General features: G+C 41.2%; 24 protein-coding genes. 6 read left to right on the top strand and 18 right to left on the bottom strand.

Translation table 11 applies throughout. The annotated features are described in order from the left end of the window. Positions 1 to 115 precede the first annotated feature (115 nt). Both Q0976_RS10800 and Q0976_RS10795 read right to left on the bottom strand, forming a co-directional pair. Complete coding sequence (locus Q0976_RS10800) at positions 116 to 586, bottom strand: LysR substrate-binding domain-containing protein (protein ID WP_299493822.1); 471 nt, start codon at positions 584 to 586, stop codon at positions 116 to 118. Continuing rightward, positions 583 to 915: a LysR family transcriptional regulator gene (locus tag Q0976_RS10795; protein WP_299493821.1), complete on the bottom strand. Its 333-nt coding sequence runs from the start codon at positions 913 to 915 to the stop codon at positions 583 to 585. Before Q0976_RS10795 ends, Q0976_RS10800 begins: the two co-directional genes overlap by 4 nt. Before the next feature lie 97 nt (positions 916 to 1012). Between Q0976_RS10795 and Q0976_RS10790 the strand changes: the two genes are divergently transcribed. After that, positions 1013 to 1696, top strand: coding sequence for a hypothetical protein (locus tag Q0976_RS10790; protein WP_299493820.1), 684 nt, complete (start codon positions 1013 to 1015; stop codon positions 1694 to 1696). Here the strand turns inward: Q0976_RS10790 and Q0976_RS10785 are convergent. Then, positions 1693 to 2577: a LysR family transcriptional regulator gene (locus Q0976_RS10785; protein ID WP_299493819.1), complete on the bottom strand. Its 885-nt coding sequence runs from the start codon at positions 2575 to 2577 to the stop codon at positions 1693 to 1695. The genes Q0976_RS10790 and Q0976_RS10785 overlap by 4 nt on opposite strands. 134 nt (positions 2578 to 2711) lie before the next feature. Here Q0976_RS10785 and Q0976_RS10780 point away from each other — a divergent pair, with 134 nt between their 5' ends. The 3 genes from Q0976_RS10780 to Q0976_RS10770 all read left to right on the top strand — a co-directional run bounded on the left by Q0976_RS10780 (position 2712) and on the right by Q0976_RS10770 (position 4299). Beyond that, entirely contained in the window at positions 2712 to 3383 is a 672-nt protein-coding gene (locus tag Q0976_RS10780) for a type 1 glutamine amidotransferase domain-containing protein (protein ID WP_299493818.1), read from the top strand. An 82-nt stretch (positions 3384 to 3465) separates the two neighbouring features. After that, positions 3466 to 3915 (top strand): DMT family transporter, encoded by a 450-nt coding sequence (locus Q0976_RS10775; protein ID WP_299493817.1) that lies wholly within the window; start codon positions 3466 to 3468, stop codon positions 3913 to 3915. 87 nt (positions 3916 to 4002) lie between these two features. Beyond that, positions 4003 to 4299, top strand: a complete 297-nt coding sequence (locus Q0976_RS10770; RefSeq protein ID WP_299493816.1) for a putative quinol monooxygenase — start codon at positions 4003 to 4005, stop codon at positions 4297 to 4299. 81 nt (positions 4300 to 4380) lie between these two features. On the opposite strand, the gene Q0976_RS10765 is transcribed toward Q0976_RS10770, so the two are convergent. The 6 genes from Q0976_RS10765 to Q0976_RS10740 all read right to left on the bottom strand — a co-directional run bounded on the left by Q0976_RS10765 (position 4381) and on the right by Q0976_RS10740 (position 9591). Continuing rightward, a complete protein-coding gene (locus Q0976_RS10765; RefSeq protein WP_299493815.1) occupies positions 4381 to 4947 on the bottom strand; it encodes a LysE family transporter in 567 nt (188 codons plus the stop codon). Positions 4948 to 4978: 31 nt separating this feature from the next. Further along, a complete protein-coding gene (locus Q0976_RS10760; protein ID WP_299493814.1) occupies positions 4979 to 6286 on the bottom strand; it encodes a Na+/H+ antiporter NhaC family protein in 1308 nt (435 codons plus the stop codon). 3 nt (positions 6287 to 6289) lie between these two features. After that, complete coding sequence (locus Q0976_RS10755) at positions 6290 to 7267, bottom strand: TauD/TfdA family dioxygenase (RefSeq protein ID WP_299493813.1); 978 nt, start codon at positions 7265 to 7267, stop codon at positions 6290 to 6292. A 357-nt stretch (positions 7268 to 7624) separates the two neighbouring features. Continuing rightward, the gene (locus Q0976_RS10750) at positions 7625 to 8143 is read right to left on the bottom strand and encodes a hypothetical protein (protein WP_299493812.1); all 519 of its coding nucleotides are present in this window, start codon (positions 8141 to 8143) and stop codon (positions 7625 to 7627) included. Between the two features lie 444 nt (positions 8144 to 8587). Further along, the gene (locus Q0976_RS10745) at positions 8588 to 9205 is read right to left on the bottom strand and encodes a LysE family translocator (protein WP_299493811.1); all 618 of its coding nucleotides are present in this window, start codon (positions 9203 to 9205) and stop codon (positions 8588 to 8590) included. A 107-nt stretch (positions 9206 to 9312) separates the two neighbouring features. Then, entirely contained in the window at positions 9313 to 9591 is a 279-nt protein-coding gene (locus Q0976_RS10740; protein WP_299493810.1) for a hypothetical protein, read from the bottom strand. A gap of 272 nt (positions 9592 to 9863) precedes the next feature. Between Q0976_RS10740 and Q0976_RS10735 the strand changes: the two genes are divergently transcribed. Further along, positions 9864 to 13649, top strand: coding sequence for an SIR2 family protein (locus Q0976_RS10735; RefSeq protein ID WP_299493809.1), 3786 nt, complete (start codon positions 9864 to 9866; stop codon positions 13647 to 13649). 287 nt (positions 13650 to 13936) lie between these two features. Here the strand turns inward: Q0976_RS10735 and Q0976_RS10730 are convergent, their stop codons facing one another. The 9 genes from Q0976_RS10730 to Q0976_RS10690 form a co-directional block, all read right to left on the bottom strand. Continuing rightward, the gene (locus Q0976_RS10730) at positions 13937 to 14830 is read right to left on the bottom strand and encodes a 5'-nucleotidase, lipoprotein e(P4) family (protein ID WP_299493808.1); all 894 of its coding nucleotides are present in this window, start codon (positions 14828 to 14830) and stop codon (positions 13937 to 13939) included. Positions 14831 to 15054: 224 nt separating this feature from the next. Then, positions 15055 to 15711 carry a 3-oxoacid CoA-transferase subunit B gene (locus Q0976_RS10725; RefSeq protein WP_299493807.1) on the bottom strand — a complete coding sequence of 219 codons (657 nt, stop codon included), beginning with the start codon at positions 15709 to 15711 and terminating at the stop codon, positions 15055 to 15057. A 26-nt stretch (positions 15712 to 15737) separates the two neighbouring features. Next, a complete protein-coding gene (locus Q0976_RS10720; protein ID WP_299493806.1) occupies positions 15738 to 16454 on the bottom strand; it encodes a CoA transferase subunit A in 717 nt (238 codons plus the stop codon). Between the two features lie 155 nt (positions 16455 to 16609). Then, complete coding sequence (locus Q0976_RS10715) at positions 16610 to 17515, bottom strand: hydroxymethylglutaryl-CoA lyase (RefSeq protein ID WP_299493805.1); 906 nt, start codon at positions 17513 to 17515, stop codon at positions 16610 to 16612. Between the two features lie 13 nt (positions 17516 to 17528). After that, positions 17529 to 19583, bottom strand: a complete 2055-nt coding sequence (locus Q0976_RS10710) for an acetyl/propionyl/methylcrotonyl-CoA carboxylase subunit alpha (protein WP_299493804.1) — start codon at positions 19581 to 19583, stop codon at positions 17529 to 17531. Between the two features lies 1 nt (position 19584). Further along, the gene (locus tag Q0976_RS10705; protein WP_299493802.1) at positions 19585 to 20400 is read right to left on the bottom strand and encodes an enoyl-CoA hydratase-related protein; all 816 of its coding nucleotides are present in this window, start codon (positions 20398 to 20400) and stop codon (positions 19585 to 19587) included. Positions 20401 to 20442: 42 nt separating this feature from the next. Beyond that, the gene (locus tag Q0976_RS10700) at positions 20443 to 22050 is read right to left on the bottom strand and encodes a carboxyl transferase domain-containing protein (RefSeq protein WP_299493800.1); all 1608 of its coding nucleotides are present in this window, start codon (positions 22048 to 22050) and stop codon (positions 20443 to 20445) included. 121 nt (positions 22051 to 22171) lie between these two features. Further along, positions 22172 to 23341: an isovaleryl-CoA dehydrogenase gene (locus Q0976_RS10695; RefSeq protein ID WP_299493798.1), complete on the bottom strand. Its 1170-nt coding sequence runs from the start codon at positions 23339 to 23341 to the stop codon at positions 22172 to 22174. Positions 23342 to 23422: 81 nt separating this feature from the next. Next, the gene (locus Q0976_RS10690) at positions 23423 to 23818 is read right to left on the bottom strand and encodes a MerR family DNA-binding transcriptional regulator (RefSeq protein ID WP_299493796.1); all 396 of its coding nucleotides are present in this window, start codon (positions 23816 to 23818) and stop codon (positions 23423 to 23425) included. 361 nt (positions 23819 to 24179) lie between these two features. On the opposite strand from Q0976_RS10690, the gene gndA reads away from it, so the two are divergent. Continuing rightward, the gene (gene gndA / locus Q0976_RS10685; protein WP_299493794.1) at positions 24180 to 25727 is read left to right on the top strand and encodes an NADP-dependent phosphogluconate dehydrogenase; all 1548 of its coding nucleotides are present in this window, start codon (positions 24180 to 24182) and stop codon (positions 25725 to 25727) included. Positions 25728 to 25846 lie beyond the last annotated feature (119 nt).

The following is a 25846-nucleotide window of genomic DNA, read 5'->3' as shown; positions in this document are numbered from 1 at the left end:
GGAATTCAATACATTGTTTAATCAGTTCTGAGTTTCTACTCACAATGAAAATATCTTCTTCATGGCTCGTGTTGGCATCCATTGCCGTGATGGGAATGAGGCCTTGAGTCTTAATTCAGCCATCGGGCAAATAAGCCAGAGCTTGCCCTGAGTGTATAAAGCTTGCTGTGAGCCCATCATCATTACACACAATTTGTTGAGTTCTGGGATAGCAGGCTTCATTCCAGCCGTCACAACTGGGTGTATCTGCTTTTCCACAAAAAGGTGATTGCTCGGGCACGACAAAAACATGGGCGAGAATATCACTTATTAAAAAAGGAGAGCTTGGGAGTGATAAGGAATGATGCACAGCAGTATTCTTTGTGCTATTTGAGGATAGGTTAGCGAGCAAGGGGTGAGATTGGGAGGCCGCGAGTTGCATAGTGATTTTCTCTACAGGCTGACTGTGTAAATGTACGGGAACTTGATGCAAGATGGCGCCAGTAATGAAAGCGAGATCGGCTAATCCATTAACGATCTGATCTAACGATTGACTTTCGTACATATGTTTGAATTGAAGTGAAATATTGGTATGACTTTTTCTCAATGCAGTATCGATGTGACAACCCCACTGCGTAATATGAGTCCTGGGCTCACCACTCGATAGGTAATATTCACTTGTTGTTTGGCAACTTCTGCTTTGGTTTGTTTAAGATCGATTGCGATTTGTGCGGCTTTATTTTGTAATGTCTTGCCCGCGCTATTGAGCTTAATATGCTTACCGACGCGATCGAATAGCGGAGCGTTGAAGTAATATTCAAGCCTTTTTAATGTTTTAGAGAGCATACTGGCATTACAGTCAAGGAGCTCGGCAGCTCTTTGCAGGTTTTCAGTTGCCGCCATCACAATAAACTTGTCTAAATCGTCTATATTCATATCTAATTTGGAATCAACTAATGCCTATTTAGGTTTGTTATAGCATCTATATTGATGGACAATCCAGTTTTATTTAGAGTGTAAAGGCAGTCGTTGAATGAGGTATATCTTTAAAGCTTATTATACCGTTGGGTTATTGTTTATCTGTTTACCGGTTTTTGCTAACCAGCATAAGGCGACGGGTGTGCATGGCATGGTATTACTACAAATTAATCAACATTTTTATGCATCGCATTTACCTTTAGCCCACTCGATACATGCTCAGCAAGTTGTGTTTAGATTATCGGTGAATGCAGCTGATAAACAAGTGATTAAAAGTATTATGAAAGGCCATCATTTGGTGACATTGATGCCAGAACGATTTGATTTACATCGTTTAATGGATCAAAACTTGACGTCTTTTAAAACAGACATTTTTGCTGGGCATTTTGAGCGAGGGGGCAGTAAAGTGCTCAGTGATGTGCGTATCCATATTGATGAGATAATTCTCAGCCAGCCAATGCCAAGTGCAGGAGTTTCAACGTCCAATGGTGTTTATTATCAACGAGCACTCAATACCGATGACATATTGTTTATTCATAAAATTGCGACTAATCCCAGTTTTGATCATATTTTTTTAGGAAAAATCACGCCGAATAGAGAACCATTAAATGACGTCACTCAAATTGATTTTAAGCTGTCATATCCGGCCACTAAAGATGAAGTACAAGTGCAATTGAGCGAGCAAGGGATCATTTTTGTACGTACATTATATTTAGAGAGCCAAGATTTTACGCATTAATCTTCATCCCAATCAGCAAAATATTGCACCAAAAAGTCAATGGCAAGTCTGACACGTAATGGCATAAAGCGTTTATTTTGGTAAACAATCCAGCTGCTGGTGCCTTGCCCCCAAAAAGGGGCAAGAATGGGAACAAGTTCATGATTTTCTAAGGCGGCTTTAAAGGTACTTTTTGGCATGTATGCGATACCGAGCCCTTTTTTACATGCATCTAATACTACATTGGCGTTATTGCTGCGCCATTGTCCTTTTATTTTGATGGCTTCTTTATTGCCATTGATATTAAATTCCCACGTATCCTTATTAGAGATAATACAAGTGTGATGTTTTAAATGATTAGGGTGTTTTGGCTCACCTTTTTCATTCAGGTAAGCTTTACTGGCAACGGCCATCATAGGGCGTTTAACCAATTTTCGAGCGATTAAGCTTGAATCCGTTAGCTCTCCATAGCGTATAGCAAAATCAATTCCGTCTTCTAATAAGTTAACCTTACGGCTATTGAGATCGAGATCGATACTGAGCTCCGGGTACTTTGAAACAAACTCCATCAATGCAGGAGCTAGGTAATGCTCAGCAAAGCCGCCAGCCGCACTGACTCTTAATACGCCACTGAGATGTACTTGTTTGAGATTGACTTGTTCATTAGCTTGTTGCAGGCCTATAACAAGGTTTTTAGCCTGTTGATAATAGGCTGTGCCATTTTCTGTGAGTGTCACTAAACGAGTTGAACGGGCAAAGAGAGCACATTCCAAGCGGTCCTCTAAACGTGCCACTTGTCGGCTGACATGGCTGGTGCTACAGCCAAGTTGTTTGGCCGCAGCAGAGAAACCATGGGCTTCTGCTACGGCGACAAATTCTATTATGCCATCAAAAGTGTCCATTCAAGCCCCTATTGTTGCTATATAGCAATACTGTTTAGTCAAATTAGCATATTAACATTAAAATAGGAATGAATTAAAGTAGCTTCACGGTTTAGAAAGAACCACAAAATTAACGAACCAAACGAGGCTATACCATGAAAAAAGTACTTATCCCAGTTACTAACCACGCAACATTAGGCGAAACCGATCAAGCAAATGGCACTTTTTCACCTGAGTTAACGCATGTTGTTCATGTATTGAAAGCAGCGGGAATTGATTACGAAGTGGCATCGATTCAAGGGGGCAAGGCGCCGATATATGGAACGGATATCGAAAATGATGATGTTAATACCAGCATACTAGGCGATGAAGATTTTCAGAATCGTATTAACAATACGCTTCCTATGTCTCAGGTTAATATCAGCGATTACGATGCGATTTTTTACCCCGGTGGTTTTGGCTTACTATCTGATTTGGCGACCAACGAAGATTTTGCCAAATTAAGTGCACAACACTATGAAAAGGGTGGGATCTTAGCGGCTGTATGTCATGGCCCTGCTGGTTTATTGCCAATTAAACTGAGCAATGGTGAATTTTTGCTGGCGACAAAATCGGTGACCGGTTTTACTCGCGAGGAAGAAATCGATTATGGCACCATTAATGACATTCCTTTTTTAATGGAAGAAGCATTAACGCGTAAAGCGGCCCGCTTTAATAAAGTGCAGCCTTGGGCAGAATTTATCATTGAAGATGGTCGAGTCATTACTGGGCAAAATCCTGGCAGTGCACATGCAGTAGGTGAAGCCATTGTTAAGCAACTTGGCTAATTTTTAGCATTCTAGTTCGTTAGCACATAAAGGCTTTGAGTTAATTTTTCAAAGCCTTAGATCACATAATAGAGGTTATATTATGCCTAATTCAATTGTTTACCCATCAATTATGTTGCTTGCTGGTATTGGTATCCCTGTCATGGCGGCATTAAACAGTAACTTAGGAGTGAAGTTAGGCAGCTCTGCCTTGGCGACCACCATTGTCTTTTTTGTAGGCTTACTGGTATCACTGGCTTATTTGACACAAGCTGAAGGCGATTTTTCATCTTTGTTTAGTCATAACATTGCGTGGTATTTATACTTAGGTGGTGCATTGGTGGCATTTTATATTTTCAGTATCACTTGGGTATCGCCTAAGTTTGGTATTGGTAATGCCGTCTCCTTTGTTTTACTTGGGCAGCTTATTGCCATTAGCATTATTGATCACTTTGGACTGTTAGGTGCTCGTCAAACCTTATTAGATTCAGGGCGAATACTGGGACTGGTATTGATGGTTGTAGGTGTATTTTTAGTGATTAAACGTACCTAATAAATCAGCGACTGCTTTAAATAACCTGAATTCAGGTTAAATAACCTATTCAGCTGTAACGCCTCCATTTTACTTAAGAGTAATGATATGAAAGAAAAATTCTATGTCACAGCCCAAGTGACTGCACACCAAGATAAAGTTAAACAAGTCGCTGAGTTATTAAGTGAGCTTGCTACTCATTCCATAGCTGAATCGGGCTGCATTCAATATCAGATATTACAATCATGGGACCAAGCCAATGTGTTTATGACCTATGAGACTTGGGAATCGAGAGAAGCAGAGCAAATGCACTGGGAAATGGATCATTTAAAATTAACGTTAGCAAAGTTGACGCCGTTATTGTCGACTGAAGCTGTGATTAAGCAATATTCAGATTTACATTGAAATATAATGATTTTATAAGAGCCCCTTTCCAAAGCGCTTAAAAAGAGTCAGTGCCTCTTTTTAAGCGAATGTGACTTAATGTTAATGACTCCAGAGTATTTTAATCGCGAGTAATATTAATAAAATACCAGAACACCTTTCAATCCAATGTGAACTGCTGTAGAGCCTTTCCCTTAATGCGGGAAGAGAGAAAAACAGCGCCACAGCGCTAAACCAGATGAGCTGTACACTCACTAATATTGCACCATAACTCAGTTGCTGAGAAAAGGTTAATTCACCCTGAATATATTGGCTTAATAACGCCAAAATGAAAATAATGATTTTGGGGTTTAATGCATCGGTTAAAAAACCCATGAATAATGCACGGATAGGCGTTATGTTTTCTTGATTCTTTTCTATGGCTAATTTTCCTTTGGGCTTGGCTTGTAAACATTGAACGGCGATAAATAATAAGTAACCAGCACCAAACCAAGTGATGACTTGCAATAAAAACGAGCTGTTATGTTGAAACCAATATAAACTGGGTAACAAATAAGCAGCATGTAACGCCATACCTAAAGACAAGCCTAATGCCGTCATTAGGCCACATAGCCGAGAACCAAATAAGCTGCTTCTTAATGTCATTACAAAACTGGCTCCCGGTACCATAGAGCCTAAAAGTGAGATAAAAAAAGTGAAATCATAATAGATAAATAGCCAGTGAACTAAATGCCAATAAAGGGAGATTGAAGTGAATAAAAGTGGGAATAACGGTATCTTTTAAATGATCATGTTGGCCGTCATGGTTCAGTCCCGCTGATGTGGCTAAGGTCACTTCAGAGACCGGGGAGCCCGTATCACCGAGTACAGCAGCAGACACTAATAAGCAAATGATGGCCTCCAAACTCAATCCTATTGCTTGCCCGATAGGCACATAGATAGTGGCCAGTAAAGGTACTGTCGCAAAAGAAGAACCAATGCCTATTGTGATCAATAAGCCCACAAGCAACATAATGAATACTGATAACATCGCGCGCTCTTGAAAAGCGACAACAGATACATCAATAAGTGATTGTATGTGGCCAGTTAACTTCATGACTTCAGCAAAACCTGCCGCCGCCATCATGATAACACCAATGCTGGCCATGAGTCGTGTGCCTTCAAGAAAGAGTGAATTGGATTTCCCCCAATGCGCCCGTTTACCTATCCCTAATAAGCCACAACCCACAAGTGCCGCGATGGCCATGGAATCTGTCATCAGTTGTACAACAAAAAAGCTCAATAATGCGATTATGATAATAGCGCTATTTTTATTGGACAGGGTTTTAGGCGATGTATCAGTATGACTGGTTTGAATGTGATATTGTCTAGGAGCGTTATAGGAAAATAATACCGCAATGCTCACACCCACTAACATACCAACGGCTGGTAGTAGCATGACTCGCATCATGTTGATATTGTCGACTCCTGAGACACCTTGTAACGCCACTTGAGGCCGAATTAATTCATTTAAAAATAGTTGACCAAAACCGAGCGGTAAAAACATGTAAGGTGTAACCAGCCCAAAACTGAGTAGACATGCTATTAACCGTCTATCAAGTTGTAATCGACTGAATATTAACAGCATAGGTGGAATAAGCAGTGGTATAAACGCAACATGAACTGGAATGAGATTTTGCGAGAAAATAGCAAGGCTAGTGAGGGTAATGATAATAATCAGTTTTAGCTGACTGGTTTGATTATTCATCATGGTCGATAGTCGGCCGCTGACGATGTCAGTTAATCCAAAGCTGGCGATTAAATAGGAAAAACCACCGATGATGGCATAACTGAGTGCTAATGGTGAGGCATGCCCAAGACCCGATTGAAAAGCTTGCCAAATGGCACTCACACTTAATCCAGCAATCCAGCCCCCCATAAAGCAACTGACGATGATGGCACTTAAAATATTCAGTCGGCATAAGGTTAAACCAACCAATAATAATACAGAGATAATAACCGCATTCATGATTTATACCGCAATACTGTAATAAGGAGTGGTAGGGGATACCGATTTCACTCCTGTCAGAGAATCTACGCCAAAGACTCTCAGTAAAAAACGATCGTAGCCATTGTATTTTGGTATAAAGGAGCGCCTTGAATGGGCCATCTGTTGGTTTCTGAAAATTAATAAATCGCCAGAATTTAAAGTAATGCTTATTGCAGATGCGTTGAGGCGCTGATTGAGTTTATTAAATACTTGTTGTGTTTCATTATCCACAGGCTCCGTAAAAGCCGCATCAAACCTTGAACATAATCCATTTTCATTTTTGACGATCACCGGTGCCACAATATCACCTTGAACTTCAAAAGAGTCAGGAAAGGCAATGCGAAATCTTGGAGATTTTAATATGTTTATCTCTTTTGGAGATAATTGATTTAGTGCCAGTGTGATATCTGCTAACTCTGTTGAAATACGTTCATTATTGCGAATACAAAATAAACTTAAATAATCGGGTGATACACTACCATGATTATTGTCATGTTCATTACTGAGGGCCATATGGTTATTATCGACATGAAAACCTAAGTATTCTTTAGCGCCTAATGAGCTTTGGGTATGCTCAAATGATTTAATTGGGGTGACTTTTCTAAAGAGTAAACCATTATTTTCTCCTTGATAGGTAACAGGAGAAATACCTAAGTGTGTAAATACAGATGCAATAAAACTAGCGGGTAATTGTGTATTGACTGCATCATTAGTGATCAGGCTATCTTTTAGGTTAAAGCCCGTATTTCTTAATACAATAAAGTTTATCTCTCCGTTTTTAAAACGTTTAATACTGTCTTTATCATTTGACAATAAAAAAGGGTTAAATAATAAACTTAAATTATCGTCAACTAAATCTCCATTTAAATTGATATCATGTAATCGGCGACATTTTCCATGGGCTAAGAAAGTACTTAATTGAGTATCAGAGCTAATTTTGTCGATATTTTTTAGTGACATATCCTTTATTCCTTTCACTTAAAATCCAAAAAATCGCCCGAATAGTACAGTAACAATTAGTTACATTTCAGGTATTAAGTCACAATATGGGTTAACTGCATAGCAAAAGAACAGTAAGGTTAATAAAATAGGGTAAGTTGATATTATGTTTTGTGGTTTGTGACTTAATTTGTATTTAAGTCGTTTTAATTAAGTTTTTAGTGGCTTATGTATTAAAGTGAGAAAAAGATCCGTTAATAACTAAAAGGTGGTTAATATTTACCTGTAACTTTGATAATGAGTCACAGGCTGAGGAAGAGAACCTCTATGCTTGATGCTAGCAATAATGCTGGTGTTTTTGATGGTTTTCTAATTAGCTTATGCGTTAGGTAACGGGCAGGTTTTATTTTCAGTATTGATATGTAACTGAAAATTGCCCTCTTGTGTGGCTTTTTCTGGTTGATTGTTTTCGTCATAATATTGAGACACAAAGGTGCCGGCCATTTCGTGAGTAAAAGATAAGAGTACACGTAATTTTAAGCCTTTATAGTGGTTAGGATAATCCAGAGTAAACCATAATGTTGCTTGCATGGGGGCGGTTTTTTGATAAGTGTAATCACCACCGACATTCATCTTGGATGCCTTGCCAGCGTTAGCGCCTTCAAAAGGCAGTGCACAAAAGGTCGTTGGACTACTAAACACATTATATAACGCACTGTGTAACGTCGAGCGGCCATACAATGTTTCCCCATGATTAATGGTGATGTCACCTGTTAATATGCGGCCTGTTAATGTATTGGGGAGAGCATGCTGATACTCTTCTTCATGCTGTAGCCCATAACCCACCACTAAAATGAGAAAGACAATACTGATAATAGCAATCGCAATGCGTAACATCGTTATCCTCTACTTATAAACTGATGCTAATAATAAGGGTATATAAGCAGGCCTATTTAACGGGCCATTGTTTTAGTGCAATCATTACAGTGTAAGCATGAATGCGACGACTTGCGACTTTGTTCTTGTTTGCATCGGTGTTGTCAATTTACTGGTAACACGTTAGTGGTAAGTTTTTTCTAACGGTTGGCTTTCATACACATCAATTGCCATTTTTCGCAAGAATTTATAGTGTGGTCGAGTAGGAAGCAAGTGGAGCAATCCCTGTATTCTGCACAGTTTCTTAGCACAATACATACATCTGTATTAATTATCAATAATGGCTTAATTCACGCTATTATTGTCTGCTATACTGGCATCAAAGAAATTACTACTTGTTCTCAATTGACAGACTAAAGTAGTAAAGATCATAATAAATTGAACAATGGCTGGGTTATTTTCTCATTATTGTTGACGATTAAATAACAGGTTGGCTCCGGACACGGCTAGAAAGATCGCGCAGCATCGATTAAACCGCTTGGCCATTTTAGGCTTAACAAACCAATGTCTCAAATATAGGCCAAACAAGGCATAGAGAGATATTGCAGCCAACTCGAGTAATAAAAACGTACAACCTAATACAAAAAATTGTTCATTTACACTCGAAGAGACATCCACAAACTGGGGCAGAAAGGCGGTAAAGATTAAAATGGCTTTAGGGTTACCGGCGGCTAACACAAATTCCTGTTTAGCTAGATCGAAATGACTTTGAGTTGTCTCTATATCTGTCACTGGGCTCGTGGTTGAACGCCATAGATTAAAAGCAATCCAAAATAAGTAGGCTGCACCCAATAATTTGATGATGAAGAACAAGGTTTCAGATGCATACAGAACAACTGCCAAACCTGAAGCCGCTAAGGCAATCATTACCGAGAAAGCAGCAATTCGACCTAAGCCCGCAATGAAGGCAGCTTGAAAGCCGTAGCTTCGGGCATTATTCATAGACAGAAGATTATTTGGACCCGGTGCCATGTTGAGGGCAAAACATGCCGGAATAAAGAAAAGTAATGTCCAGATCTCCACAATGTTTCCTTCAAAAAGCTGCAATATGGGCATAAAATGTTTGGCTAGCATTAGCGACCAAGGAGATAAAGTCAACCATTTTTTATTTCATTAACAGTTTGTTATGCCTATGCTAATTGCAACTTTCCTTTGATTAAATGGCGATATGAATCACTATAATTCGTTTCATAGTGAATCTCATTGAAGTGAGCTATGCCATAATACTGAGTCATAAATGCCAAACTTTCAGGGTTATCTTCATCAGCTGATAACCTATCTGCACGGAGAAACTGAATTTCCCTGCCTTCTACCCACAACGTTATTGATGTTACTTCATTGCAGATCAGCGACACGTACCCAATGAGCTCAATTTCCCCCAATATTGCAGCCTTACATGCCACATACATAAACTCTCGATAGGGTAGACAACAATCCTGACATATAGGGTCCTCTTGCAGAGGGTAGTAACACTCAAGGGCTTTTTCATGAGGTTTTAAAAATAATGCTTCAAACAATTCAGGTGACTTAAGTTATTTTTGTTTTGCTTCATAAAAGTCAAAGCAGTATTGCACCAAGGAAAGAGGGTATGTGCATTTTTTGCAGTTGCAAAACTTAATAATGGATGGCTTAATCATTGTTTTGATTAAAATCAGAGTAAATTATAGGGAATTAATTATTAATGCGTTTCTTTGCTGATGGGCCCAGTATTCCGGATATTCTTTTAGAGCAACGTGATGAAGGACGTGTGGTATTTCTCTGTGGTGCAGGAGTGTCTTTTGCCTCAGGTTTACCGGGATTCGACAAGCTAACGGAAGATGTGATTGAATTTTTCGATCCTCCTTTGCATTCTGAAATACACACAGCATTTGAGCCTTGGAAAGAAAAGAGTGATGGTCCTAAAATACCGCTAGATCAAATTTTTCACCTTCTTTTTCAGGAGTATGGGTGTAATGAAGTTAATAAGGTAGTTGCTCAACGTTTAGCAACAGTTAACGAAAATACTCAATGTGGATTTGAACATAAATTGATTAAAAGGTTGTCAACAAATTCTAATGGTAAACCTCAAATAGTTACGACTAACTTTGATCGTTTATTTGAATTGGATGATCCAACAATTCCCTTTTATGAGCCCCCTGCTTTTCCTGATTTAGACTTGGGTGTATCTTTGGAAGGCATAACGTATCTACATGGACGTTTGAAAAATTCAGAAGAAAAGCATCATCCTTATATCTTAAGTAGTGCTGATTTTGGTCGAGCTTACCTAGCTGAAGGATGGGCGACCAATTTCATTCTTAAACTTTTAAAGTCATATACGGTTGTACTGGTTGGCTATCAAGCTGAAGACCCGCAAGTGAAATATTTACTGCAAGGGTTAAATCATGATAAGAAATTTGATCGCTCTAGAATATTTTCTTTCGATCAAGGAGTACATGAGGATATTGAGACAAAGTGGCGTGATCGTGGAGTCACTCCAATTGCTTACACTGAGCACAGTGATTTATGGAAGACATTAACAGCATGGGCAGAGAGAGCTGATGATCCTAGAAAATGGCATAATAGTATTATGACATTAGCAAAACAAAACCCACGAAAATTAAATGCTCATGAACGTGGACAAATTGCACATATTATCAAGACTACAGCTGGAGCAAAAATATTTTCTGAAGCTGAACCTTCACCACCAGCTGAGTGGCTTTGTGTATTTGATGCATATAGAAGAAGATCTGAAAAGAAGTCAGATTACAGTAATGAAGAGACATTTGATCCACTCGAAGAATATGGACTCGATGATGATCCTGTTCGTCAAATTCAGCATAGAGAATGCCCTTATGAGCATCTACTAGATTGGCGACATGAGGATGGTCCATTAAATGATAGTATTGGTTTGGATAATATCACAAATAGGCTACCCAGTAGGTTAAGGTACTTGCTTAAATGGATTATTAAGCATTTAAATCATCCCGTTACGGCTTGGTGGGCAGTGCGAACAAATGGATTACATCCAGATCTTGTTTTTGAGATTAAGAGGGAGCTTTGGCGAGATCCTAGTATGCACTTTGAAGCTAGAAATACTTGGTATTTATTATTAGATTCTATGTCACGAAACAGTGACTTACATAAAGATCATGCTTGGTATATTTTTTCAGAAAGAGTAATAAAGGAAGGGTGGACTAACAGTACTCTTAGGTTTTTTGAATTAAATATGGCACCTTATGTTGAAATCAGTGCCCCCTTTGGACTTGAAGCATCAAAGCCTCCTTTCCAAAGTTGGGAAAATACTTCTGTAAGGGAAGTAGGGCAATGGGAGGTGAAGTTCCCTATGGGAAACAACCCTCCTGTTGATGTTCCTGATGAGCTACTACCTAGAGTATTGCGTATACTTCAATCACAATTACACTCTGCTATGGAGTTGTACCGAGAGCTCAAAAATACTTACTTTTTAGACGCTCCAACTTGTTATCCTAGCGTGAATTGGCAAAACGAAATTCACGGAAATAGTGAAAGTCACTGTGTTTTTAATTGGTATATGATCCTTTTTCAGAGACTCATAAAAACAAAGCCAGAGATTGCTAAGCATATATGTTTAAACTGGTCATGGGATGATGGATTATATTTTTGTAAGTTAAAGCTCTTTTCATTAAATCAGCCAGAGTTATTTGAAGGAAAGGAAGTTTTACCTTTAATAATGGATATGCCACAAAATACTTTTTGGGGTAGTGATTTTCAGCTAGAGTTATTATTTTTACTACGAGATCGTTGGCCTGATTTCTCTACTAGTGGGAAAGATTGCATTATCGAAAGAATTTTATCTGGTCCAGATAAAAAGGAAGGTTGGTCAGAAGAGGAGTATGCTAATAAACGAGATGTATATGCATTAGAATATGTTAGATGGCTTCAATTAAATCATGTTACTTTTAGTCAAGAATATCAGAACAAAATTAAAAAATTATTCTCTCAATATCCTGATTGGAGTGATAGTTGGGCATTGACACTTACCGACACCCAAAATACAAAAACTTATAGAGTAAACTCTGATGAATCTGCTCGAGATATAATTAATAAACCAGTAACTGAGGTTATTGAATATGCTAAATCTGTTCACTCTCGTGAGTTGGAAAGTCGAACACAGAAACGACCTTTTACTGGATTAGTTAAAGAAAATCCAAGAAAGGCACTGTCTTCTCTCTCATATAAATCTAAAAGTGGTGAATACCCAACAGAATATTGGTCAATATTACTTGATAAATGGCCTAGTGAGGTGAGCCCAAAATTATTGCGAGTATTATTAATTCGACTTGGTCAATTACCAAGTGATGCAATGAGTTCATTTATTAATCATATTGCTCGTTGGGTAGAGCGAAACATGTCAATTGTTTTAAATATGGATAAAGAATTAGCATGGGATACTTTCAATCTCATTATATCTAAAATTAATGCGTTTGATAATGGAAAAGCAACCAAGAGCCATATCGGTGAAGTATATTCTGGTGGAAAGCTAGTACAGCAATCTCGTCGTACATATCATTATGCTATTAACAGTTCAGTAGGTGCAATCGTTAATGGCGTTATGAAGGAACTTAACTCAAGATCTCTTCAGGAAAAAGACGGTGTTCCTAGTGACATAAAAAACTTTATGGAGGTACTAACTAAAGTATCTGGGGAAGGAGGAGATCATGCAGTATTGATGTTGACACACAATATTCATCTTCTTTATGACTTAGATCCAGTGTGGGTAAAGAGTTTTATGCTGCCATGGTTCAATTTTACACACAATTTATCGGAACCTGCTTGGAATGGGTTAATATCGACAAAGTGTGTACCTGATGAAGAATTAGGAAGTATTCTAAAACCTATTTTTTTGTGTTTATTTCCAAAAATATATGATTGGGATTGGCCGAATGAAAGTTTACGAGTGGCTTCTGAAATGATAATAGTGCTTGCTTTAACAGCAAGTGATGTTTCAGATAAATTTACACCTTCTGAAACAAGAAATAGTCTGAGAAAGATGAGGGATGGAGAAAGGCAAAGTGCTATTCGCTATCTCAGTTTTATAGGTAACAGAGATAGTAAGTTTCACTCTGATATTATTCCATTTTTTCATCACGTTTGGCCAAGAGAGCAACGATTTAGGACTTCTACTTTGATATCGTCATTGATTAGCTTATTAGGAAGTTCAGGGAAGGCTTTCCCAGATTTGTTAAAGGCGATGCGTTGGTGTTTAGTTCAAGTGGAGATAGACCGTAATTGGATGTTTGAATTTCATCATGAAACCAAGGATAAAGAGTCATTGGCAACAATCTACCCTGAAGATGTTTTAGAGCTGTGTGACGCAGTTATTTCAAACGGGTTAGAAAATGTCCCATATGATTTAAAGACGCTGTTAGGTAAAATTGAAGAATCGTCTCCTATTTTACCTAGAGACAAACGATTTATTCGACTTATTAATATAGTGGATAGTATGTAGCGTATTGATTTAATTACCCATCGGAGTAGCTTTAATTTTTCGATAAAAAATATTGTGATTGAGACAGGATGTCGAAAATAGCCTTAGTTGAGCCAAGGATGACGAATATGAGGCGGTAAATATTTTTGTATATTGAAAATTTAAGTGGTCTCACTCCGTTGGGCGTTATGGTGGATGCAAGGAGGATAAGGACGAGCAGTCCTCCTTGCCCCTGTGTGATTGGGAATCCACGACGTTAGCCTCACCGCAGGTGAGAGTGATAAACCGTCTTGCTGTCGGTCATACAGTTAGTTCCCTTTCCAAGCCGACTTGGTTGCCGCCTCAAAAAAGCGCTGCCGATTCTCTGGTGTGTCTTTTGGCTCAGACTCACCAAAAATTGCCCGGATCCAGTGGCCGTCTGTAGGGTTAGGCATCAAAATAAATTTACTGCCAAATAAGGCTTTATCTTCTTCCATTAAGCGGGTGCGTTCATCCACATTCTGGCTATAGTACTTACGCTGAAAATCATTTAAATTGTCGCCAAGGAAAACGACGACATTATAATCTTGCATGATTTTTTGTTGAGCGGGCTCTTTATTGGACGCGTCACGCTGTACGATTAAATGTTGTTTATCGACAAAGGGAAAGCCTAAATGGATTAAGTTGCCGACGGCATACTGATAGGTACTGTCTCCTTGATCCCGATTGCTCACATAGAAAACGTCAACCCCTTTTGACTGGCAATATTTGACAAAATCCAGTGCGCCGGGAGTGGCCGTATAGTGATTTGTGGGTACCCATTCATCCCAAATGGGATCGTCAAAAAAAGCCTTATTGTGCTCAATCATGTAACCCCAATAATTGCTAGCATTGAGCAGAGTGTCGTCAAGATCGGAAATCACGGCAAGGGGTTTATCATTGGCTTGTTGTTTTGCAAGAGCTAAGTCTACTTGCATTTTTGCCATATTAAAGGCTTGATAGTAAAGTGCTTTGTATTCGGCTGCCGTTTGTTTCCAAGCGACGGCAGAGATGAGCAGATTATCATTTTTGTTAGTGGTCATGGTTTTGGTTGTTGGCTGCGTGTGATGGCTGTTGGTGACATTGTTTGTTTGAGTGGGGGCAGCGATGGCAATGGGGGTTGCTAGCGCGGTGATGAGCAGTGCGTTTATGGCGCGGGTGAAGATCTGTGAGATTTTGTTCATAAGAGAGCGTATTCAATTATTCAATGCCGATTTTGCGCTATCCTGTCTTTAACTGTGTGTAAGTGCAACATATTAATATGGGCTGGAGCAGGTTAGAGGAAGTTTACAGATAAATGTATGTATGGCTGTAACAAAAAATGAAAGAAATTACGCTTAAAATGTTGCCCATGACGGTGAGTAAACCGTTGACATGGGCGGGGTCTTTGTGATGTACGGCGATGCGGTTAGAGTGTCATTTCGGGGACATGATCAGGCACCACTAACTCGCCCGCGGTTTTTTGTTTAATCTCATCAATGGAGACACCCGGTGCACGTTCAACAAGATGAAAAGCGCCGTTTTTAATATCCATTAAGGCGAGATCGGTTAAGACATGTTTGATACAGCCAAAACCCGTTAAGGGCAGTTCACATTTTGGCAGTAATTTGGAGTTGCCTTTTTTGTCTGCGTGCATCATGGTGACAATAATATTGTCAGCACCCGCCACCAGATCCATGGCGCCGCCCATGCCTTTAATGAGTTTTCCCGGGATCATCCAAGAGGCGATAGAGCCTTGTACATCCACTTCAAACGCACCCAGTACCGTTAAATCGACATGACCACCACGGATCATGGCAAAGCTCTCTGCAGATGAGAAAAAAGAGGCACCGTCAACAGCGGTGACTGTTTGTTTACCTGCATTGATTAAATCTGCATCTATGGTGTCTTCGGTGGGGAAGGCCCCCATGCCCAGCAAGCCATTTTCGGATTGCAGCATGACATGGATATCTTGAGGGATATAGTTTGCTACTAAGGTGGGAATACCGATCCCTAAATTTACATAGAAGCCATCTTTGAGTTCTTGAGACACACGCTGTGCCATTTGCTCTCTACTTAAAGCCATAATCAATCTATTCCTATGTGTTTGTCTTACGCTGATGCTGGTACTGTTGTTTGTACTGTGCGTTGTTCGATGCGTTTCTCAAACACACCTTGAATAACTCGATTGACATAAATACCTGGCGTGTGAATATGGTCCGGATCAAGCTCTCCTGGCTCAACGATATGCTCGGCTTCCACCACAGTGATTTTTCCTGCAGTGGCCATCATAGGGTTAAAGTTGGCAGCGGTTTTTCGAAATACTAAATTGCCCATGGTATCGGCTTTCCAAGCGCGTATTAAGGCAAAGTCGGCGGTTAATGATGGTTCAAGCACGTAATGGTGTCCGTTGATCTCTCGAGTTTCTTTATCTTCAGCAATGGGAGTGCCATACCCTGTGGCGGTGAAAAAAGCAGGAATACCTGCGCCGCCAGCTCGAATTTTTTCAGCTAATGTACCTTGAGGCGTTAAAATGACATTGAGCTCGCCACTGAGCATTTGTTGCTCAAAGGTGGCATTCTCGCCGACGTATGAGGCGATCATGGTATCAATTTGTCGGTGCTTTAAGAGTAAGCCTAAGCCGAAATTATCGACACCGGCATTATTGGAAATCGCTGTTAATCCTTTGGTGTTCATGAGCACCATTTGATTGATGAGCCCTTCAGGGATCCCACAAAGGCCAAAACCACCCACCATGATGGTCATATTATCGCTCAAACCCGCCATTGCTTCTTCATAGCTGGTTACCACTTTATTGAGTCCCGCCATTCTTTATTCTCTCTTTATTGTGAGGGTGAGGTGTCGTGTTTGTTTTATTTGCCATCCCCTTGAAGATACATTTTTTTAGCTGGGGAAACAGCAGCCTAAATTAATAGCACTTTTTTATATTAAAATCATTACTAACGTGTTTGTTCGCGATGAATTTATGTTAATAACGCTTTGGCAACTTTTGAGCCATTTGAGCGGGTTAATACATCGCTTATCTGCTGCCCCGCTTGGGCAAGCAATTTAAGATCAATACCTGTCTCAATGCCCATGCCGTGCAGCATATAGACTAAATCTTCAGTGGCTAAATTGCCCGATGCGCCTTTAGCATAAGGGCAGCCGCCAAGCCCTGCGACTGAGCTATCAACCACGCTAACCCCCGTTTCTAAGCAGGCTAAAATATTGGCGAGGGCTTGGCCATAAGTGTCATGAAAATGTAAGGCTAATTGATGAATGGGGACCACTTTACTCACGGCTTCAACCATGCGTTGAGCTTGAAGGGGAGTACCGATACCAATAGTATCGCCCAATGAGATTTCATAGCAGCCCAGTTGATGGAGTTTTTCTGCAACCTTAGCCACATTATCGATGGCGATATTTCCTTCATAGGGGCAGCCCAATACACACGAAACATAACCACGAATAGGAATATTGTGTTGTTTGGCTTGAGCAACAACAGGGGCAAAGCGTTCAAGTGACTCAGCTATTGAGCAATTGATGTTACGCTGACTGAAACTTTCAGAGGCAGAGCCAAAGATGGCCACTTCATCAATGTTAGCCTCGAGTGCTCGCTCAAGTCCAGTGACATTAGGGGTGAGCCCACTGTAAACCACCCCTGGGTGACGGGTAATATTTGCCATCACATCTAATGAATCAGCCATTTGTGGCACCCACTTGGGTGAGACAAAGCTGGCCGCTTCAATACGCGTGAGTCCTGCTTTGGCTAAATTATTTATCAAGGTGACTTTATCTTGAGTGCTGACGGCTCGCTCATTTTGCAAGCCATCCCTTGCACCCACTTCAAAAATACTGACACGTTTGGGCAGCGTCGATTTTGTTGTCATGGTTCCTCCTTAACTATGAGTCAGTGCTGGCTTCAACTTCAGCCAGTTGAGTGCCATCACTGACCAGCTCTCCGGGCTCAAAATAAAAGGCGCTGACGATGCCATCAAAAGGAGCTTCAATGGTGTATTCCATTTTCATGGCTTCCATCACTAATAATCCTTGCCCAGCACAAACAGTATCGCCGAGTTTGACTAAATGGGTGACTACAGTGCCATTCATGGGGGCATTGAGCTTGTCTGATAAATTGTCCTCTTCTTCTACAGCTTGTGTTTGAATGGCGCGGTAGTGAAAAGACTGTGCATTCATAAATAGTGTGAAGTCATCATTAATGTGACTGACTAAAACAGTTAGCTGCTCAGTATAATGCGATTGAGCAGAGCTGTTATTAACTGACTCTTGACGGAGCTCAACTTCCAGTGTTTGTCCATTTAATTGGCCTGTTAAATGAAATACGGTATGGTCTGTTTGCCATTGATAAACACTAGGGGCGCCCTGATTGCCAGCCTGAATTTCAAATAAGGTTAATGCTTGTACCTGGTGATTATCATCCAGTAAAGTGACATGATGGGTTTGGGCTTGATTGAGTCTAAAGCCAGAGCTTAATCCCCATGGAGAATGTGGATCGCTTTGCGGTGCGTTAAGGCCTTGTTTACGCTTGCATACTTGATAAAGCCCTGCTAATGCAAGTGGGATCACGCTATCCGTTTGTGGCGGCGTTAATAATGCGTCACTATAACGTTCAATGAAATCAGTGCTGAAATTGGCATCAACAAAGGCTCTGTGGGTGGCAATGCTGGCTAAAAAGGGAATATTATGCGTCAGCCCACCAATATGGTAATCGCTTAAAGCACTATGCAGACGATGCAGTGCCTGCTCACGACTGGGTTCCCAAACAATGAGCTTGGCTATCATAGGATCGTAAAAGGTGCTGATTTCATCATGTTCACGAATGCCCGAATCAATTCTGACATGGGGACCGGCTGTTGGCTCGCGTAAAAAGGTCAATTTGCCACTGGCAGGTAAAAAATCACGGTAAGGATCTTCGGCGTAAATCCGTGCTTCAAAGGCATGGCCGTTAATGCTCACTTGGCTTTGTTTGAGAGGAAGCGGTTGACCATCGGCAATCCACAATTGCCATTGCACTAAATCTAACCCTGTGACCATTTCGGTTACCGGATGTTCGACTTGCAGCCTTGTATTCATTTCCATGAAGTAAAAACGATTATCGGTATCGAGAAGAAATTCGATAGTGCCTGCACCGCGATAATCAATGGCTTTTGCCGCAGCCACTGCCGCTTCTCCCATTTGCTGACGTAAACGGTCACTTAAGCCCGGCGCTGGCGCTTCTTCAATGACTTTTTGGTGTCTACGCTGAATGGAGCAGTCACGATCTGATAAGTAAATACACTCACCTTGACTGTCAGCAAAGACTTGCACTTCCACGTGGCGAGGTTGACGTAAATAACGCTCCATTAATAGTTTATCATTACCAAATGAGGTACTGGCTTCACGTCTTGCGGAGTGAATCGCATCAAGTAGTTCATTTTCACTTTCAACAATGCGCATGCCTTTACCCCCGCCGCCAAAGGCTGCTTTAATGAGTAATGGATAGCCCATGGTGTTAGCTTCAAGGATCAGTTTATCATCATCTTGTTCATCGCCATGATAACCCGGCACTAACGGCACATTGGCTTTTTCCATGATGACTTTCGCTGCGCTCTTGCTACCCATAGCATCGATGGCATCACTGCTTGGGCCGACAAAGTGTATTTGAGCTTGCTCGCATTGACGGGCGAAGTCGGCATTTTCTGATAAAAATCCGTAGCCAGGATGAATTGCATCAATGCCAGCTCGTTTGGCGATATCTATGATCATATCGCCTTTTAGGTATGACTCACTGGGGGCACTGCCACCTAAGTGAAAGGCATGATCCGCCAGCGCGACATGTTTAGCATGTTTATCTGCGTCTGAATAAAGTGCATAAGTTTCAATGCCCATCATATTGGCAGTGCGAATGATCCGGCAAGCAATTTCACCACGATTGGCAATTAATAGTTTGATTATCATGTTAGGGGTTTCCTTGTGGATCTGAGTCCACTTTCCAGTGTGGTGTACGTTTATCGAAAAACGCATTGAGTCCTTCTTGGCCTTCTTTGGAGACACGAATGCGGGCAATACGTTCACTGGTATAGTCTTGTGTCGCTTGATTGATGTGTCCATCTTCAAGGTACTTAACTAAGGTTTTACTCCACGCCATGGCCTGTGGGCTATTTTGTTTTAAGGCCGTCATAATGGGCACAGCGGCTAAGTCTAAACTGTCATTAATGTCGTGAATAACATTGAGCTTTTGTGCGGTATCACTGCTAAAGGTTTCAGCGGTTAACATGTAACGTCTTGCGTTTCTTGCCCCCATAGCACGGATCACATAAGGACTAATAACGGCTGGAATAAGTCCAAGTTTGACTTCACTGAGGCAAAAAAGGGCTTGAGAGGTGGCAATGGCAATATCACAACAACAAATAAGGCCAAGGGCTCCACCAAAAGCGGCGCCTTGCACTAAAGCTAATGTCGGTTTTGGAAAGTCATCTAGAGTGGACATCAAGGTTGCCAGTTGATGTGCATCATCCAGATTTTGTTCAAAATCCATGTTTGCTTGTCTGCGCATCCAACCTAAGTCTGCTCCTGCACTGAAGTTTTTTCCTTCAGCTTTGAGAACAAGCAGCTGGCAATCATTGGATGTACTTAAATAGCTTAAGGCGAGCAACATCTCGCTTATCATGACATCATCAAAGGCGTTATGTTTGTCCACTCGATTTAAAATAAGTTCACCGACACCCTGATGGATACGGCATTGGATAAAGCTAAAGTTGGGCATTGTACTCATGCATTTCTCTTTATTCACTAATTAGGCAACAGGGAGCATGCTTTACATGCGAAACACACCAAATCGCGTGTCTTCAATGGGGGCATTGAGGGCTGCAGATAACGCAAGGCCCACGACATCTCGCGTTTGTGCCGGATCTATAATCCCGTCATCCCAGAGACGCGCACTGGCATGATAAGGGTGACCTTCTTTGTCATATTGCTCAACAATGGGTGCCCTAAAATCTTGCTCTTCTTGAGCGCTCCAGTTGACCCCTTTACGAGCCAATCCATCACGGCGAACAGTGGCCAGTACGCCAGCTGCTTGTTCGCCACCCATGACAGAAATGCGGGCATTTGGCCACATCCACATCATAGTAGGGTTAAATGCACGGCCGCACATGCCGTAATTTCCTGCGCCATAGCTGCCACCGACAATCACGGTAAATTTAGGCACATTGGCACAAGAGACAGCAGTGACCATTTTAGCGCCGTGTTTAGCAATACCTTCATGCTCATATTTTTTACCGACCATGAAACCGGTGATATTTTGTAAGAATAAAAGGGGAATTTTTCGTTGACAACACAGTTCAATAAAATGGGCGCCTTTTTGGGCGGATTCTGAAAATAAAATACCATTGTTGGCCACTATGCCCACTGGATAACCATGAATATGAGCAAAACCGCAGACTAAGGTGCTACCGTAATTGGCTTTAAATTCATCAAAGTCTGAATTATCCACGATACGGGCAATGACTTCTTTAATGTCAAAGGGTTTTTTGAGATCGGTACCCACAATGCCATAAAGTTCATGGGGATCATATTGTGGTGCGCGAGTGGCGCTTAATTGACTCGTAATGGGCTTATTATGGTTTAAGCGTGTGATACTTTGACGGGCAAGTTCAAGTGCATGCTCGTCATTTTGGGCGAGGTGATCAGCAACGCCAGATATTTTGGTATGCACATCCGCGCCACCAAGCTCTTCGGCTGAGACTTCTTCTCCTGTGGCCGCTTTCACTAAGGGGGGGCCTGCCAGAAAAATAGTGCCTTGTTCTTTTACGATAATCGACTCATCTGCCATCGCAGGTACATAAGCGCCGCCTGCGGTACATAATCCCATGACCACGGCAATTTGAGGGATCCCTTTGGCAGACATTTGCGCTTGATTGTAAAAAATACGCCCGAAATGATCTCTATCGGGAAAGACTTCATCTTGTCTCGGTAAGTTTGCCCCGCCTGAGTCGACTAAATAGAGGCAAGGCAATTGGCAGCGCTCAGCAATTTCTTGCGCTCTAATGTGTTTTTTGACTGTAATGGGGTAGTAGGTACCGCCTTTGACCGTTGCATCGTTGACAATAATCATGCACTCCACGCCACTCACACGCCCAATACCGGCAATGATCCCAGCAGCGGGCACCGATTCACCATACATATTAAAGGCCGCAAATTGCGATAACTCTAAAAAAGGTGAACTAGGGTCAAGTAATTTTTCAAGACGTTGACGGGGTAAAAGTTTGCCCCTGGAGAGGTGGCGTTCAAGGGCAGCAGGCCCTCCACCTTGTTCTATGTCGGCTAACTTGCGTTTCAGATCTTGCACTAGCGCAAGCATATCATCATATTTGGCCTTAAACTCATCACTGCGAGTGTTAATGCGGCTGCTGATCTGCGTCACGGTTTACATCCTTTTAGTACTGTGAGCCTATGGAATGGATATACAATAGGCTCAAGAAAAATGAGTTCCAACCTCGAGCGTTACTTCGGTTGTCTCTGAAGGGGTATTTTCACCTCGAGCATTATTTTGATTCTGTGAAGAGTTCACGACCAATCAACATACGTCTGATTTCAGATGTACCTGCACCGATTTCGTATAATTTTGCATCACGTAGTAATCGACCCGTGGCATATTCGTTGACATAGCCGTTGCCACCTAATAATTGGATGGCGTCGAGTGCCATTTTGGTGGCGAATTCGGCAGCATATAAAATGGCCCCTGCGGCATCTTTACGAGTAGCTTCACCGCGATCGCATGCTCGAGCAACATTATAGACATAGGATTTAGCGGCATTCATACCAGTATACATATCGGCTAGTTTACCTTGCACTAACTGGAACTCACCAATTGATTTGCCAAACTGTTCACGTTCATGGATGTAAGGCACGACAATGTCCATACAAGCTGTCATGATCCCAAGGGGCCCACCTGCGAGTACGACACGCTCATAATCGAGGCCGCTCATCAAGACTTTAACGCCATTATTCAGTCCGCCTAGAATATTCTCTTCTGGCACTTCACAATCAACAAATACCAGCTCACAGGTATTAGAACCGCGCATACCAAGTTTGTCGAGTTTTTGAGCTTGGGTGAAACCTTTATAACCTCGCTCGACAATAAAGGCGGTGATGCCATGGGCCCCTTTGTCTAAATCTGTTTTGGCGTAAATGACATACGTATGGGCATCTGGACCGTTGGTGATCCACATTTTATTTCCATTAAGAATATAGCGGTCGCCTTCTTTACGGGCATGGAGTTTCATTGAAACCACATCTGAACCAGCGTTTGGTTCACTCATGGCGAGGGCACCAATATGTTCACCGCTAACGAGTTTTGGTAAGTATTTTGCTTTTTGTGCATCGTTGCCATTACGGTTAATTTGGTTGACACATAAATTAGAGTGAGCGCCATAACTTAGACCGATGGAAGCCGAAGCTCGTGAGATTTCCTCCATGGCTACAACATGTGCCAAGTACCCCATATCGGCCCCACCAAATGACTCTGGTACGGTTACCCCAAGTAATCCCATTTCACCTAATACGGGCCACAGTGAATTAGGAAAGGCATTATCAACGTCGGTTTTTTCTGCGATGGGGGCAATCTCATTTGCCGCGAAGCTTTGAACGGCGTCGCGTAACATATCAACCTCTTCGCCGAGACCGAAGTTTAAAGTGGAGTATAGTTGGCTCATGAGTGTATTATCCTGATAATCTAGTTATTATTATTAAATGAGTGTGATGGCATAAAACGTGAATAGCCCCATCAGTGAGTGCTATTCTTGCTGTTCTAGGGCGGCGCGGCATTGTTGCTCTGCAGAATTTAATTCCATTAATACTACTTTGATATCATCCATTTGTTGTTGGAGTGCACGTTTTTTTTCTTCAACAAGATCGAGCATGGTATGTAACTGCGTACTGCTATTTTTGTCTGCATCGTAAAGCTCAAATAATCGACGTGTTTCAGCAAGAGAGAAACCTAAGCGCTTTCCTCTTAAAATGAGTTTTAATCTGACTTTATCCTTTAAGCTGTAAATGCGAGTCTGTCCGCGACGCTTAGGTTTGAGTAACCCTTGATCTTCATAAAAACGAATACTGCGGGTGGTGATATCAAATTCTTTTGATAAATCACTGATAGAATAAGTCATGGATGAGTGTTGATTATTGGCCATACATAATGCCCTAAGGATCACTTTAATTTCAAGATATATGAAGTTTACGTAAAGGTAAAGCTTGAGGCAACTTTTATCAGCATCCTTGAATGTAAAGCGCCCTTGCCAGAGAGCATGTTAGACAAGGGGTAATAATTGTTTCTTAAGTCAAAAGATGTTTGTTGTTTTTTTGTTTTAATTTGTGGTGCTTTGGTTTATGTATATGTTATTAAAGTTGTTTGTGTTTTACTTTGATTGTTTGATTAACAGTATAAAGCGGGTATGAAATGTTCGCTTTTACGTCTAGCTTAGGTATATACTCAGGAGCAAATAACCGATTAATCGTTGAGATTTAAATTAAGATCTTTGGGATCAAATACACATGAACATGCAAACCGAGTTTTATGATATTGGCGTTATTGGCTTAGGAGTAATGGGGAAAAATTTAGCATTAAATATTGCAGACAATCATTATCGAGTGTCTGCCTTTGATCTTGATGCATTAAAAGTCTCTGGGCTGATTAAGCAAGCTCAAAAGGAAGTGGGATTAAATAGAACCTTGGGCGTGAAAGGCTGTGATAACGTATCTGAAATGTTAACTGAACTTGAAAAACCTCGGATTATCGTTTTATCTGTACCTGCTGGTGGGGCTGTAGATGGTGTGTGTCAGGCACTGATAGAGGCGGGCATTGAGCAAGATGATATTGTTATTGATACTGGCAACAGTTTGTGGACAGATACCATTGCGAGAGAAGAGCAGTATCGACACCAGTTTACTTTTTTTAGTTGCGCGGTTTCCGGTGGAGAAGTGGGAGCACGCTTTGGTCCTTCCTTAATGCCCAGTGGTGATGTAAAAGCTTGGCAGCGCATTCAACCTATATGGGAAGCGATTGCCGCTAAGGTCGATGCCAAAACGGGATTACCTATTGAGCGTACTGTGCCTGGTCAAACGGTCACTGAGGGAGAAGCTTGTACCAGCTATATTGGCCCTGCGGGATCAGGGCATTATGTTAAAATGGTGCACAATGGCATTGAATATGCGGATATGCAGCTTATTTGTGAGGCATATCATTTATTGAGTGAAGGGTTAGGCTTACAGGCTATTGAAATTTCTGCCATTTTCGAACGTTGGAATAAGAGTAGTCTTAATAGTTACTTGATGGAGATCAGTGCCGATATTTTGAAACAAGACGATCCTGTCACGTCCCAGCCTTTAGTTGAGATGATTTTAGACAAAGCGGGCCAAAAAGGGACGGGTTTGTGGACAGCGGTCAGTAGTTTGCAAATTGGCTGTCCTGCTCCCACCATTGCTGAAGCTGTGTATGCGAGAGCCTTAAGTACCCAAAAGACACAAAGAGTGACACTCAGTACTCTTTTATCTGGCCCAAATACGGTGAAAAAAGGACGTATTGATCATACTGAGGCGTCGACCTTTATTGATCAGTTAGAAAATGCCCTCTATTGCGCGAAGGTTTCTAGTTATGCGCAAGGCTTTCAATTGATGGCGATGGCAGGCAAAGAGCAAGGTTGGCAGCTCGATTTTGCACAAATTGCAAAAATTTGGCGAGCAGGTTGTATTATTCGAGCGACATTTTTGCAGTCAATTACCCAAGCTTATCAAATGTCATCTGATCGTGAGCTGGAAAACCTATTAATGGCGGAGACATTCAGTATCGCTTTGTCTGAAAAGCAAAGTGATTGGCGCCAAGCCGTGTCTTATGCTGTGTTAAAGGGGATTCCTGCTCCTTGTATTAGTTCAGCATTGGCTTATTATGATGGTTATCGAAGTGCGGTGTTACCAGCGAATTTATTACAAGGTCAACGTGATTTCTTTGGGGCCCATACTTTTGAAAGGATTGATGCACCGATAGGTGAGAAGTATCATCTTAATTGGAGTACTAAAGAGCGAAAGTTACATAAAGTGAATTAGTTGAATGGCTTAAAATAATAAGTGTAGATAAAGCTGCGAATACCTAAGTTATACAAAATGACTTAGGTATTTTTATTTATTTTTATGGGTGTATTTTTTATATTTAACTTATTTTTGAT

Source organism: uncultured Shewanella sp. (assembly GCF_947501665.1).
Classification (GTDB): domain Bacteria; phylum Pseudomonadota; class Gammaproteobacteria; order Enterobacterales; family Shewanellaceae; genus Shewanella.
The sequence above is the reverse complement of the archived record's forward strand: the minus strand, read 5'-3'. Positions and strand labels throughout refer to the sequence as shown.

Bases quoted from the DNA above. Each gene is read 5' to 3' on its own strand.
- Q0976_RS10795 (WP_299493821.1), bottom strand. From the start codon at position 915: ATGAATATAGACGATTTAGACAAGTTTATTGTGATGGCGGCAACTGAA.
- Q0976_RS10790 (WP_299493820.1), top strand. From the start codon at position 1,013: ATGAGGTATATCTTTAAAGCTTATTATACCGTTGGGTTATTGTTTATC.
- Q0976_RS10785 (WP_299493819.1), bottom strand. From the start codon at position 2,577: ATGGACACTTTTGATGGCATAATAGAATTTGTCGCCGTAGCAGAAGCC.
- Q0976_RS10780 (WP_299493818.1), top strand. From the start codon at position 2,712: ATGAAAAAAGTACTTATCCCAGTTACTAACCACGCAACATTAGGCGAA.
- Q0976_RS10775 (WP_299493817.1), top strand. From the start codon at position 3,466: ATGCCTAATTCAATTGTTTACCCATCAATTATGTTGCTTGCTGGTATT.
- Q0976_RS10770 (WP_299493816.1), top strand. From the start codon at position 4,003: ATGAAAGAAAAATTCTATGTCACAGCCCAAGTGACTGCACACCAAGAT.
- Q0976_RS10765 (WP_299493815.1), bottom strand. From the start codon at position 4,947: ATGGTACCGGGAGCCAGTTTTGTAATGACATTAAGAAGCAGCTTATTT.
- Q0976_RS10760 (WP_299493814.1), bottom strand. From the start codon at position 6,286: ATGAATGCGGTTATTATCTCTGTATTATTATTGGTTGGTTTAACCTTA.
- Q0976_RS10755 (WP_299493813.1), bottom strand. From the start codon at position 7,267: ATGTCACTAAAAAATATCGACAAAATTAGCTCTGATACTCAATTAAGT.
- Q0976_RS10750 (WP_299493812.1), bottom strand. From the start codon at position 8,143: ATGTTACGCATTGCGATTGCTATTATCAGTATTGTCTTTCTCATTTTA.
- Q0976_RS10740 (WP_299493810.1), bottom strand. From the start codon at position 9,591: ATGTATGTGGCATGTAAGGCTGCAATATTGGGGGAAATTGAGCTCATT.
- Q0976_RS10735 (WP_299493809.1), top strand. From the start codon at position 9,864: ATGCGTTTCTTTGCTGATGGGCCCAGTATTCCGGATATTCTTTTAGAG.
- Q0976_RS10730 (WP_299493808.1), bottom strand. From the start codon at position 14,830: ATGAACAAAATCTCACAGATCTTCACCCGCGCCATAAACGCACTGCTC.
- Q0976_RS10725 (WP_299493807.1), bottom strand. From the start codon at position 15,711: ATGGCTTTAAGTAGAGAGCAAATGGCACAGCGTGTGTCTCAAGAACTC.
- Q0976_RS10720 (WP_299493806.1), bottom strand. From the start codon at position 16,454: ATGGCGGGACTCAATAAAGTGGTAACCAGCTATGAAGAAGCAATGGCG.
- Q0976_RS10715 (WP_299493805.1), bottom strand. From the start codon at position 17,515: ATGACAACAAAATCGACGCTGCCCAAACGTGTCAGTATTTTTGAAGTG.
- Q0976_RS10710 (WP_299493804.1), bottom strand. From the start codon at position 19,583: ATGATAATCAAACTATTAATTGCCAATCGTGGTGAAATTGCTTGCCGG.
- Q0976_RS10705 (WP_299493802.1), bottom strand. From the start codon at position 20,400: ATGAGTACAATGCCCAACTTTAGCTTTATCCAATGCCGTATCCATCAG.
- Q0976_RS10695 (WP_299493798.1), bottom strand. From the start codon at position 23,341: ATGAGCCAACTATACTCCACTTTAAACTTCGGTCTCGGCGAAGAGGTT.
- Q0976_RS10690 (WP_299493796.1), bottom strand. From the start codon at position 23,818: ATGGCCAATAATCAACACTCATCCATGACTTATTCTATCAGTGATTTA.
- gndA (WP_299493794.1), top strand. From the start codon at position 24,180: ATGAACATGCAAACCGAGTTTTATGATATTGGCGTTATTGGCTTAGGA.